This window comes from Actinomycetota bacterium (genome assembly GCA_030684515.1).
Lineage (GTDB): Bacteria > Actinomycetota > Actinomycetes > S36-B12 > S36-B12 > UBA11398.
Genome location: JAUXVJ010000009.1, coordinates 692084 through 704219 on the forward strand (window position 1 = coordinate 692084; position 12136 = coordinate 704219).

The window sequence follows — 12136 nt, forward strand, 5'->3', positions numbered from 1 at the left end:
CTACTTCTCGTGCACCAGTCTCTGATTGAGCAGTGCCAGACCCGAGAGTGAGGCATCCTCACCCTCGAACACTGTTCCTGTCGTGTTCAGTCGCTCTAGCAGCGCTTCTCGCAGGGGCGTGAACTGTTGCACGAGGCCACCGCTGAACAGCAGAGGTCGACCCCTTGCGTTCAACCGATCCACGGCTTCGGTGATCCCCGCAACAATCTGTGACACGGCCTGGGCAATCGCTGGTGCACGGAGGCCTTCGTGCGCGGCCCACTGCCAGTCGCTTGATTCCAAGGCGCCACGGGTCTTCAGCACGGCAGCGGTCAGAAGTCGGCCGGCTGGAAGGTGGGTCACGGTGTGCAGGTAGGTGCCGTCGAAGTAGGGGCGCAGTTGCGCGGGGGAATGCGGGTCATCTGAAAGGAGCGATACCTGGCAGCCGGTAGCCAGATTGACGCTCACAACGTCGGGGCGCAGCCCAGCGCCCAGCAGTGAGGCCTGTTGATCGCCTACGCCGCAGTACACCGGTACGTCGTTGTTCTGGAATGCGAAAGTCCCAATCGGAACCACGCCGTGGGAGATCTTTGGAAGCCTGTCCATCGACATCCCGGCCGCGCGAATGGCTGCGGGGCTCCAGTCGCCCTGGATGACATCGACCATGCCCCACGACGCGGCATCGGTCGCGTGGATGATCTCTGCTTTGCGGCCACAGAGCTGGCCCGCGGCAAAGCCGATCAGACTCATGGGCGTGAGCATCGGGTCGACCTTCATTGAGGCCAACGTGACGATGGGCATGCCCATGCGCAATGGGTCCCCCAGGCGAGTGAGTTCCTCCCCGCCGAGTGCGCGTTCCAACTCGTGGACCGATGTGCCGCGCATGTCCTGCCAGGAGATCAAGGGTGCTCCGGCATCTCCTTGTTCATCTACGAGGGCCAAGCCACCCATCTGTCCGGTGAGGAGGATGGCATCAGGCCTTGGCTCAAGAACACGTGCTTGCTGCAGTAGCGACGTGAGGCTGTCGGTCGCGGCTTGCGGGTCGATTTCTCGAGCGAGCCCGGACTCGTCCAGAAAAGCAGGAACCGCACGGCGAACTACCGATAGGGCTTGGCCATCGGCAGTGAGCACGGCAGCCTTGAAGTAGGTGCCCCCGAAATCAATGCCCAGCGAAGACATAGTCCGTGGCCAGATATTCAGTGACGAGTTGCTCAAGTTCATCGTCGAGCAAGCGTGGAAGCATCACGAACTGACCCTCGGCTTTGAGGACAGCGAAGTGCATGACGCCATTGCTCACCTTCTTGTCTCGCTTCAGCTGCTCAAGCAGAGCCTGTGCAGAAGGGCGCACGGGCAACTGATAATCGAAATGCTGGCGCAGCAGGGCTGAGAGTTCGTCTGCGAGTTGCGGTTGCGTCTCTCCCCAGCGCACGCCCAGCCAGTTGATGACGTCAATGCCCCACAGAACCGCCATGCCATGCGGGATCTCGTGCCCTGAGATCGCTTCCAGTGCGTGCCCGAAGCTGTGACCGTAGTTCAGGATGCGGCGCAGATCAGTCTCGTACTCGTCGATCTCAATGATCTCCTGCTTGGCCAACAACGATGCTCGAGTCAGTTCAAGAAGATGCGCATTGCGAATGCCACCGTCGCCCAGGGCAGAACTGAGTTGGGCCAGAAATGCGTGACTGGATGTGACGGAGAGCTTCACGATCTCTCCGTAGCCAGAAGCAATCTCGAGATCAGGCAAGGTGCTCAGAAACTCCGTAGTGATCACCACTTTGCGCGGTGAGTGCAGTGCGCCCAACTGGTTCTTGAAGGGCAGCACATTGATACCGCTCTTGGCTCCTATGCAGCTGTCCGACTGCGAGAGCACTGTCGTCGGCAGGAATATCCAATTGATGCCTCGGTAGTACAGATGTGCCGTGAAGCTCACCAGATCCTGTATGCAGCCGCCGCCGACAGCGAGCACAGTGGCCGAGCGCACTGCTCGCTCTTGGATGAGCCAGTCCACGAGCGCGCTGACACCGCTCAGCGACTTCGTCTCCTCCGAGGCCTTGACGAGATACGTGGGATGAGCCGCGAGCAGTGGAGCGAGTGCTTCGTGGTGAAGCGTGGCGACATTCTCATCGCAGACGATGAGCACCTCATGCTGGTCTGCCACAGCCAGCTCGGCTGCAGAGTGAATGGTTTCAGCGAAGAGGACGTCGTAGTCCCACTGCAGAGACTTGATGTGGAGCGGCTGGAGACTGTCAGCTACGTGCACGAGAAGCCTCCGTCGACCATGAGTGTCTGGCCGGTGATGTAGGTGTTCTTGGCCGACATCAGCATCGCCACTGCCTGCGCGATCTCTTCGGAAGCCGCCAAACGGCCCACAGGGATGCGGCTGACAAGCTGAGCAATGGCCGCTTCGTCGTTGTTCTGCCTGGTCAACTCAGTGTCGACGAAACCCGGCGCAATGCCATTGGCGAGCACACCGCGAGCACCAAACTCAACAGCGAGACTGCGAATGAGCGAATCAAGTGCCGCCTTGGTGGCGGAGTACGCGGCCCGGCCCGGGCGGGCCCGCTGGGAATAGGCAGATGAGATCGCGGCAATTCGACCGAAGCCACGCTCGGCCATCTTGGGTGCCAAAGCAGAAGCCAGGCTGAAGGCACTGGACAGGTTGGTCTTCAGTGTTCGATCCCAAGTCTCTGCAGTGAGTTCGCCAAGCGGAGCGGGCTCATTGATCGCCGCGTTCAACACCAGTCCGTCGTAGATGACTTCGGCATTGAGGTTCAGGAATGCAGTGACGGACTCTGGATCTGCAAGATCCAGTTCGGCACGAGCAGGCGCGTGCACTTGCCAGTCGTCAGCGAGCAGCGCCTGGACGATGGCGGCCCCAATGCCGCGACTTCCGCCGGTGACCAGGGCTCGGCGCTGGCTCATGAACCGACCTCCAGATGTGCGACGCGCTTGGCAGTGTCGTCATCAAGCGGAGGGCTCATGTTGCTGATGGCATTGGAGATCATGCTTCCATCGGGCGCGACCTGGCTTGCAACTTTCGGAAAGTAGGTCTGCTCCGGATCGACCTTGGCGATCAGGATCGCCGGCCCGGGCGCATCCAACAGTGCTTGCGCAGCGCTCGACTCGAGGCCATTGGCATCAAGGGTGATCACGGGAATGCCGAATGCCTGCGCGAGCTGGGTCCAGTCGGGGAAGCCAAGTCCGGTCGCGGTGTCGCAGCCGACATACGCTCCGCCGAAGTAGTTGCGTTGAGTTGTACGAATCGAGGCGTAGCCGTCGTTGTCCAAGAGCACAACTTTCAAATTGAGCTGGTGAACAGCAACAGTGCCGAGCTCTTGAATGTTCTGGGAGAAGCTGCCGTCGCCCTCGACAAGCACGGTTCGCCTGCTCGGAGCGGCCAAGGCAGCGCCAATCGCCGCCGCGAGGCCGTATCCCATGCTGGCCAGGCCCTTGTTCGTGATCACGCGTTGTCCTGGCTTGGAGCGGAAGACTTCCATCGGCACGAACTGCCCACTGCCACTGCTCGCCGGAATCAGGATGTCACCCACTGCCATGGCCTTGGAGAGCTGATCGACAAGCTCGTAGGGACTCAGAAAACCGGCACCATGCGCATTGGCGGGATCGATCAATGGCAATTGCGCGCGTACACCCGTGCAGTGTGCAAACCATGAGGCTGGCGGGCTGAACACTTGAGCTGCCAGGAGTTCCAGCACAGTGTCGGCATCTGCCTGGAGGGAGACGTCCACTTGTGGATGCGCCTTGTTCAACTCTTGGGGATCAACATCAACGTGCACGACGCGGGCTTTGGTCCACTCCTGCCAGTTGAAGCCGGTCTGCTGGATGCCCAGACGAGTGCCCAAGGCCACGACCAAGTCAGCTTGGGACAGCAGGATGTTGGCACTGCGCTGGCCCCAGGTATTGGGCCTTCCAGCGAACAACGGGTGTGAATCGGGAATGCGATCAAAGCCATTCCATGTCGTCATAAGTGGAATGTTCATGGAGGCGAGTGCATCGCTCAATTGACTTGCAACGTGGTGGCTCACTCCGCCGCCGATCAGCACAAGGGGGCGTTGCGCGCTCCGCAGTTCAGCGGCGATCCGTTCGGCTGCACTGTGCGCATTGCTCACCATGCCTGATGAAGGTCCGGCATTGAACCCTTCAGTCTTCGGCTCGGTGTGCTGCACGGGCGCGCCTTGGGCATCAAGGCAGAACTCGAAGAAGATCGGGCCGCGGCGATCGGTGAGTCCAAGAGAGACCAGCGCCACTACTTCGTCGTCTGCAAGTGGGCTCTCGATGCGCACCGCACCCTTGGTGATGGGTGTGACGAGCGCAACCCCGTCGATCTCCTGAATGCCTCGTTGTCGCATGCCCTCTGCCTTCAGGTCTGCGGACTTCACTTGCCCTCCGACGATCAGCAGATCGCGGCTCTCCAGGTATGCGCCGGCAATACCTGTCATGGCATTGGTGATGCCTGGGCCGGCGGTCACCAGTGAGTACGCGCGCCCGGCTTCTGAGATCTCGTTGAAGTACTCCGTGGCGATCGCTGCTGAGACTTCATGCACGAATGGAACGGTGATCATCTGCTGGCGCGCGGCGTCCACCAGGTGCATGGTTGCGCCACCGGGCAGCAGGAAGCAGTGGGAGTAGCCGAGCTCAGCCAGAACACCTGTGAAGTGATCGGCGTACTTGCGAGTGTCCACTGATCCCTCTCTTAAGCGCGGCCACTTTCATCGTAGCGATCATCGGTCTCCAGCCAGTTCGCCACAGAGCGGATCTGATTCTCCAAGTCCATCTCGATCACGCCAAGTTCAGCACATGCGCGCATCCACGTGGAGTTGTCAGAGGCGTAACTGGCGCTCTCATCACTGACGTAGGGCTCGAAGCTGATGCGGGCATCGGGATTCAGCGTGGCTGCAACCGTTTCTGCCAGTTCTCGCATCTCCACAAGCTCGCCTCCACTCTCGATCACGCCAGAGTCTCCGCGTAGTGCTGTGCGCATGCAGACCTCGATGTAATCGCGCACGCAGATGTAGCGCCGAAAGGTGGGGCGCTCGGCACGCACAGTGATGTCGCCGCGCAGCGCCTGTTCGATGAGATCAGAGAATGCGTAGTCCTGAGGTCGTCGCACGAATGGGCCAGAGACCGAGTACGCGCGGCCAACGAGCACTGCGCGTGTGGAGTTGGCGAGCGCAAGACTGGCTTCTTCCTCGGCTCGTTTCAAACGACCATAGGTCGACTCTGGTTCAGTGATCGCTGCTCCACTGGAGATCGTCACTGCACTCACAACACTTGGCAGTTCAATTGAGCGAAGGAATTGCTGAGTCAGAGTCTCATTGGCCCGTTGATAGGCAGGGGTGCCCATAGTCGACTCGCGCTCTCGGGTGAGGAAGGCGAAGTTCAAGACGATGGTCGGGGCGAATTCTCGCAAGGTCTGTTCGTGCCAGAGCTGAATGCCCGGCCGCTCGCGTGAACCTGTGAGGAACAAGGGCACGGTCTGGTCAAGCAGTGCGCGGGCCGTATGGCCAAACCAGCCGCCGGCTCCCAGAATTGCGATGCGTGACTGCGGCGGCAGCCAGAGCGGAAGCAATCAGAATCCCCGATTCATGATCAGGTCGCGCAGTGTGGGGTTGCTCGAATATGGGCCGTCGATGTGATCAATGGTGAGTGGCTGGTGTGCATCGATTCCAGCAGTCAGCGTGATGCCGTTGATGATCTCGCGAACTGAGAGCTGGCCCTTGCGCAAGGGGATGGCCATGTAGAAGTCCTCCTCGAAGGAGTGCTTGCCCAGCACGTAGCCTGGCTCCAGAGGGCGCTTGGCGTAGATGCCGCGCACCAGCGCGTCCAAGTACTCGATCTCGCGCTTGGGCAGCACCCGCCGTTCGGTGTCCGAACCGCCGCACATCTCCTGCGCCTTGTGAAATGCCTTGAACCAGGTGTCGGCCTGCTCGGGAAGCGTGCAGTATGGCGAGACCGGAATGCCATCGGCATCGATGTCAATGTGCCGTTCCCAGGTGCGTGCGCCCTTGGCGTAGGAGATCAGCATCGACGAAGTCCAGTCCTGAAACTCATGAGTCGAAAGGCCGATGACGTGATCGGGATACCGCGAGCGCAGGTAGTCGATCTGGTTCAGTTCCAGTTCATCATCCTGCGAGGGATACAGCGAGACGCAATGGTTGAGTGCAAGCGGAATCTCGCGCCGCTCGAAGAAGGCGACCAACTGATCGAGGTTCTGCTCCGAGGCTCCACCGGTTGAGACGATGACCGGCTTTCGCGTGGCGGCGACAGCCTCAAGCAGCGGCCAGTCGTTGACATCGGAGGAAGCGATCTTGATGAGCGGAAAGTCGAACTCCACGCACAGGTCCACACTTGCCTCGTCGAATGGGGTTGCCATCGGAATGCAGCCGACGTTGCGGATCTCGTCCACAAGCGCAGCGAGGTCCTCCTTGGACAATCGGGTCTGCTCAGTCTTACTGATGTAACGGATATCCTGACTGCCAGCGAACTCCGGGTGAATGAACTGGTCGACATCGCGGAATTGCAGCTTGATTGCGGCCTTCACATTGTTGTGGCGCACAATCGCTCCGAATTCACGAATGATGCGCAGGCCTCGCTCGCGGCTGCCCCAGTGATTGTTCGCGAGTTCGAGAATGAACAGATTGCCGAAGATGCGCATGCCGCTGGCGCGGGACTCCCGATCTGACATGCGATCCCCAATGTGTGTGGTGGCCAAGCGGCGAACAGTTCAGTCGGAAAGTCTAGGCCCGGTATGGCGATTACGGTGAGTCATGGGTGACCACTATTCGATAGCGTCGTGAGTACTGATGCGAGAGGTCTGAGAACACACCATGACGAGCCAGGACATTCGTGAGCTCTTGCGATCAGCTGAAAGCAATCGTGCGGCTCTCTTTGACCTGGATGGCACCCTGGTGGACTCAGTGGCAGACATCGCGCTTGCGCTCAACACCACCCTGCGAGCACGGTCGTTGCCGGAGATGTCCATGGCGGAGTTGGACGCTCTCATGGGGCATCCGATTGCTCTGATTCTGTCCAATGCAGGAATCGAACACGATCTGGACGAAGCCGTGGTGGAATTTCGTTCGACGCTGGTAGACGTCATGGGCACTCACTCGACCGTGCTGCCTGGGGTGGTCGAGGTCTTGAACATCTTGCAGGCTCGCGGGTGGCAACTTGGTGTGGCCACCAACAAGCCAAAGCACCTGGCCGATTTGGCCCTGCAGCGTGCGGGCCTTGCCGACTGGTTCAAAGTGATCGTCGGCGCCCAGAGTCTTGCACCCAAGCCGAGTGCGGCAATTCCTGAAGCCTGTCTTGCTGAGCTTGATTGCACTGGTGGCGTGATGATCGGGGACACCCGGATGGATATCGAGGCTGGTCACGCAGCAGGTCTGGCCACCATCGGCATCTCAGCTCGTGCTCAGGAGCGCGAAGCGATGCGGTCGGTCGGCGCGAATCTGACACTGACGTCGATGGCAGAACTGCTCGATTTACTCGGTTAGTTCGCCTTCGGGGCAGGCTTGGCACTACGCGTCCCCTCCAAATGCGAAGATTGCGTATGCAGGAATCCTTTCAGGTGCTGGTGGCCTGCTCCGCCAATGTCTGTCGCTCGCCATTGGCTGCCAGCATCATCCGCGCGGAAGTCGGCGAATTGGGCTCCGCGGTCTATGTCAATTGGGCTGGCACCTACGCGGCGGTGGGCGATGCCATGTGCTCGCAGGCAGCTGCATATCTTGGCCACGTCGGCGCGGTCGGCAGTTCACGGCAGATCACGGCTCCGCTGCTGATGAGCGCTGATCTCCTGCTCACTGCGGACCGCTCTCAACGAGCGTGGCTGGCGCGGATGAATCCGGCATCGCGCCCGCGCACGTTTACCTTGCGCCAGGGCGCACGACTCGCCTCCGGGGTAACGCAGCAACTCGCCGCTGGATTCCTTCCCTTGGGTAGCCCGCCGCTGCCTGAGAATCTGCACGACCGCCTTATGTGGCTGGTCAGTGAGATGGATGCGGCTCGTGGTTCGCACGCTTTCTGGGATCCGCATGCCGATGACATTGAGGATCTGCACAGCGAGGACGACCATCGCGCGACCCTTGACGAGGTGGCTCAGGCATCCACCGAGCTTGCTCGAGCCTTCATGTTCGTTGCCACAGTCGATCCGGCGTCAGTGGACTCCACACATGGGTCGACGGCAACTGAGGAGCAGCAGACTTGGGAGAGTCCCGGGGTTGACCTGGCCCGTAAGACCTGGATCTCACGCCTGTTTGGTCGGCGGCCCCTGCGCACATCGCAAGAACTTCAAGAGTGGGTGCCAGGGGAGCATCTGGGGGAGATCTCCTCGTCCACCCCGACCTACAGTCACATCCTCTTGACCCCACATTCAGAGATCGAACAGCATTTGCAGCGCGCACTCGCGCACGCGGATCTGCACTCGTCCAAGAGTTTTCCGGCAATCGTGCTGGTTACCAGCGCACGTGAGGGGGCCGGAAAGACCGCAGCAGCTATCAGCCTGGCCACCGGTTTCGCGCAAGCTGGACGCTCAGTTGTGCTCGTCGACGCGGACCTGCGCGAGTCCAAGGTGAGCAGTTACTTGGGGCTGGAGCCAGAGGTCGGCCTGCCAGATGTGATCGCGGGGATGGTCCCAGTGGCCGAGGCACTGATGACCTGGCGTCGAGGATTGTTGCAGGTGCTCACCTGCGGCCCTCGCACCCCAGAACCTGGCGCACTGTTGGAATCGACACGCTTTCGCACGCTGATGGCGGAGCTCAGAAATGAGTTCGAGATGGTCATTGTGAACGCACCGCCAGTGTGCGAATGGAGCGATGCAATCCAGTTGGCCTCTGTTTCTGACGGCACAGTCTTGGTTGCGGCGCGTGGGCGGACTCGCCGCAAGGACGCTATGCAGGCTGCGGCTGATCTGCGCGTCAGCAAGGCCAATCTCTTGGGCACGATCATGACAGTGGCACCAGCCTCGCATTGATCGAACGGTGTGACGGGCAGTGCTGCTGCGCCGTCAAACAGTTCTATCGTGCGGCCTGCACAGCTCTGAGAGCATCCAGTTCGGTGGCTGCGCGAAATACCTGCTGAAGCTGCTTCGGACCGTGGGGGAATGCCTCGGAGTAGCTGACCTCCGGAGTGTGGGTACAGGTCTGTCGTCCCAGCGTTGCCACCAAGCCCAAATCATCGGTGGTAAGCCAGACCAGCATCTGCTCACGCCCTGATCCCGTGATGGTCCGGTAGTCCAAAACCGCGCTCATCGATTCAAATGCGTAGGCCAGGCGATACACATCGCCAGTCCACGCATACGAGGGGGCTCCAGCTGCCGACGACACTTGAAACGCCTGCTCGATGGAACCTGCGGCTTGAGCTTCGTTTGCTGGCACGACATCGTCGATGAGCCAGACCGTGCGCGGGCCTGCCGCGGCCATGGAGTTCCACACATCGCGGGCGGTCTGCTCAAAGGTGTGCAGACCGTCCAGAAAGATCACGTCGTAGGGCTTTGATTGGGGGCCCTGTGCGAAGAAGGCATCCGAAGTCATGCGGTGAATCGACTCGCCACAGCGTCTGCGCGCGAAGTACTGCGGGCTGGGATCCACGCCGTCCTTGTGATCGAACTGCACTGCGGAGAAGGTGTGCCCCTTCCAGATGCCGATCTCCAGATAGCGGGTAGGCGCATCGAACAAGGACTCGAGCATTTGCACACGACGAATGGAGGCCACGCTCGTGCCTGGCCTTGGAGCACCGATAATCGCGTTCCTCATCTGGCGGGCGTAGCCCAGGTAGCGCTCCGCTCGCGCATTGGCCGGCGGCTTGATCACTGCGAAATCATAGGGGCGTGAGGCAAGGACATCCTTGGACCTGTCGGTAGTCTTGCTGATCCAGCAACTATGAGCGGGGGCCAGTGGACAAGCAACGAGTTGCTGTCTTGGGCTTGGGGTATGTGGGCCTGCCCCTCATTCGTGCCTGCATCAATGCCGGACATGAGGTCATTGCTTTCGATATCAATGCTGAAGTCTCGTCCGGTCTGGCCGCGGGCGTCTCCCATGTCGATGATGTGTCCGATGGCGAGGTAGCCGATTGGCTGTTGCGCGGCTTCACACCGACATCGGTTTCGGCGGACCTCAACGATGTTGATGTGTTCGTCATCTGTGTGCCGACGCCCTTGTCGATTGAAGGCGAACCGGATCTCAGCGCTGTTGAGAGCGCCACCTCGATCATCGCCGAGCATTTGCAGGCATCGCGCCACTCACTGGTCGTGCTGGAATCCACGACGTATCCGGGGACAACCGAAGAGATCGTCAAGCCGATTCTTGAAAGCGGCGGCTTGATCGCGGGCAGAGACTTCTTCCTCGCCTTCAGCCCGGAGCGGATAGACCCCGGCAATGCGATCTGGAGTTTTGAGAACACGCCCAAGGTGGTGGGCGGGTTCACAGCTGGCTGCGCAGATCGAGCTGAGGCGTTCTACTCGTCACTGACATCAAGGGTCGTGCGAACCAAGGGGCTGAAGGAAGCCGAGATGGCCAAGCTTCTGGAGAACACCTACCGCCACGTGAACATCGCACTGGTCAATGAACTGTCAAAGGTCAGTCACCTGCTGGGCATCGACTTCTGGGATGTCATCGCTGCTGCCGAGACCAAGCCGCATGGCTTCCAGGCCTTTCGCCCAGGACCTGGTGTCGGCGGGCACTGCATCCCCATTGACCCGAACTATCTCGGGCATCGAGTGCGCGCTGAACTGGGACAGTCCCTGCGCTTCGTTGAACTTGCGCAGGAGATCAACGCCAGCATGCCCGAATATGTCGCACATCGGGTTGCTGAACTGTTCGCCAACAGTGGGCAATCCCTCGACGGTGCCACGGTGCTGTTGCTAGGTGTGACCTACAAGCCCGATATTGCTGATGTGCGCGAGAGCCCAGCGGTCGGGGTTGCGCGCGCACTTCGCGGCCTGGGGGCGTCGGTGATCTATCACGACGAGCATGTGGATCACTGGCAGGTGGATGGGCTGGATGTTCCGCGCACCCGCGAGCTCAGCACGAGCCAGCAGGTTGATTGCACAGTGCTGCTGCAGACGCATCGTGAGTATCTGGCTGCGATCGACGAGATCAAGTCGGATTTGATGCTGGATACCCAAGGCCGGATAGGACAAATCGACAGCTCGCGCGCAAGTTCATGGTCGACTCTCTAGGTACGCCGCCGCCTATCCTGCTTCTGGTCTTCAACCGGCCAGAGCAGACACAGCAGGCGATCAACGCGATCCTGCGTGAAAGACCGAGTCGGGTCTATGTCAGCGGAGACGGACCCCGCGCGCATGTGCCAGCCGACCAGCAGGGTGTGGAGCGGGTGTGGGATCTGATTCATGCAACGCCATGGGACTGCGAGCTCATTGAACGGCGAATCAACAGCAATGTGGGATGCGGTAGCGCTGTGCGAAGCGCCCTTGACTGGTTCTTTGAGCATGAGGCCTACGGCTTCATCGTGGAGGACGATGTCGAATTGGCCCCGGGGGCCTTGGCCTTGGCAACCCACCTGTTCGATGTCGGAGCGCGCGATCCGCACGTTGGCAACATCACGGTGTTCAACACTGTTCCTGAGCGACATCTCTCGCATCCACAGGCCAGCTATCGTCGCTCGCTGTTCTCCGCCTCGCAAGGATGGGGAACGTGGGCCAAGACCTGGCGGGCGTGTCCGCAGACCCCTGAGCATTGGCGATCCTGGTTGCCCGAGTCAGCGTTGACCCAGCTGGGCGGAGTGGAACTCATGCGGCGCTGGTCAGGCATCCTGGATCGCGATGTCCTGGCGCATCAGCATCCAACGGACTTCACCTGGGACTTCACCTGGCAGGCGCATCTGTGGGCAACGCAGCCAATCAGTCTGGTGTCCAATGTCAATCTCATCCGCAACACAGGCTTCAGCAGTGACGCCACATTTTCAGCTGATGTGCCCAAGTGGTGGCCGATGGAAAGCGGCACGTGGAGTGAACCCTTCATTGCTCCGCCCACCAGTGATCGCGACACTCGCGCAGATCGGTGGGAGGGACGCAGTCGTTATGCGATCTCCAGGTGGTATTCCATCCGACGATCCCTTGCTGAGCGGCTGCCAGGCCTCACTGCCCGCTATCGAAAGTTCCGTTTTGAGGATTAGTCCGCTG

At 60.4% G+C, this 12136-nt stretch carries 11 protein-coding genes; 4 read left to right on the forward strand and 7 right to left on the reverse strand.

Annotated features, from left to right (window positions below):
* From Q8M73_05285 to Q8M73_05310, 6 genes are read right to left on the reverse strand one after another with little or no spacing between them, the layout of a single operon-like run.
* Entirely contained in the window at positions 1-1200 is a 1200-nt protein-coding gene (locus Q8M73_05285; protein MDP2287961.1) for an FGGY family carbohydrate kinase, read from the reverse strand.
* Entirely contained in the window at positions 1139-2239 is a 1101-nt protein-coding gene (locus Q8M73_05290; GenBank protein ID MDP2287962.1) for a 3-dehydroquinate synthase family protein, read from the reverse strand. Before Q8M73_05290 ends, Q8M73_05285 begins: the two co-directional genes overlap by 62 nt.
* Positions 2230-2901 (reverse strand): SDR family NAD(P)-dependent oxidoreductase, encoded by a 672-nt coding sequence (locus Q8M73_05295; GenBank protein ID MDP2287963.1) that lies wholly within the window; start codon positions 2899-2901, stop codon positions 2230-2232. The genes Q8M73_05290 and Q8M73_05295 overlap by 10 nt, the downstream gene beginning before the upstream one ends.
* Positions 2898-4679 (reverse strand): thiamine pyrophosphate-binding protein, encoded by a 1782-nt coding sequence (locus Q8M73_05300; GenBank protein MDP2287964.1) that lies wholly within the window; start codon positions 4677-4679, stop codon positions 2898-2900. The genes Q8M73_05295 and Q8M73_05300 overlap by 4 nt, the downstream gene beginning before the upstream one ends.
* A gap of 11 nt (positions 4680-4690) precedes the next feature.
* A complete protein-coding gene (locus Q8M73_05305) occupies positions 4691-5566 on the reverse strand; it encodes an NAD(P)-dependent oxidoreductase (GenBank protein ID MDP2287965.1) in 876 nt (291 codons plus the stop codon).
* Complete coding sequence (locus tag Q8M73_05310; protein ID MDP2287966.1) at positions 5567-6682, reverse strand: N-acetylneuraminate synthase family protein; 1116 nt, start codon at positions 6680-6682, stop codon at positions 5567-5569.
* 142 nt (positions 6683-6824) lie between these two features.
* On the opposite strand from Q8M73_05310, the gene Q8M73_05315 reads away from it, so the two are divergent.
* Complete coding sequence (locus tag Q8M73_05315) at positions 6825-7493, forward strand: HAD family hydrolase (GenBank protein ID MDP2287967.1); 669 nt, start codon at positions 6825-6827, stop codon at positions 7491-7493.
* Positions 7494-7549: 56 nt separating this feature from the next.
* A complete protein-coding gene (locus tag Q8M73_05320) occupies positions 7550-8968 on the forward strand; it encodes a polysaccharide biosynthesis tyrosine autokinase (GenBank protein MDP2287968.1) in 1419 nt (472 codons plus the stop codon).
* A gap of 43 nt (positions 8969-9011) precedes the next feature.
* On the opposite strand, the gene Q8M73_05325 is transcribed toward Q8M73_05320, so the two are convergent.
* Entirely contained in the window at positions 9012-9806 is a 795-nt protein-coding gene (locus tag Q8M73_05325) for a class I SAM-dependent methyltransferase (protein MDP2287969.1), read from the reverse strand.
* An 83-nt stretch (positions 9807-9889) separates the two neighbouring features.
* Between Q8M73_05325 and Q8M73_05330 the strand changes: the two genes are divergently transcribed.
* Complete coding sequence (locus Q8M73_05330) at positions 9890-11173, forward strand: nucleotide sugar dehydrogenase (protein MDP2287970.1); 1284 nt, start codon at positions 9890-9892, stop codon at positions 11171-11173.
* Positions 11158-12129 (forward strand): hypothetical protein, encoded by a 972-nt coding sequence (locus Q8M73_05335; protein MDP2287971.1) that lies wholly within the window; start codon positions 11158-11160, stop codon positions 12127-12129. The genes Q8M73_05330 and Q8M73_05335 overlap by 16 nt, the downstream gene beginning before the upstream one ends.
* The last annotated feature ends 7 nt before the right edge of the window (positions 12130-12136 follow it).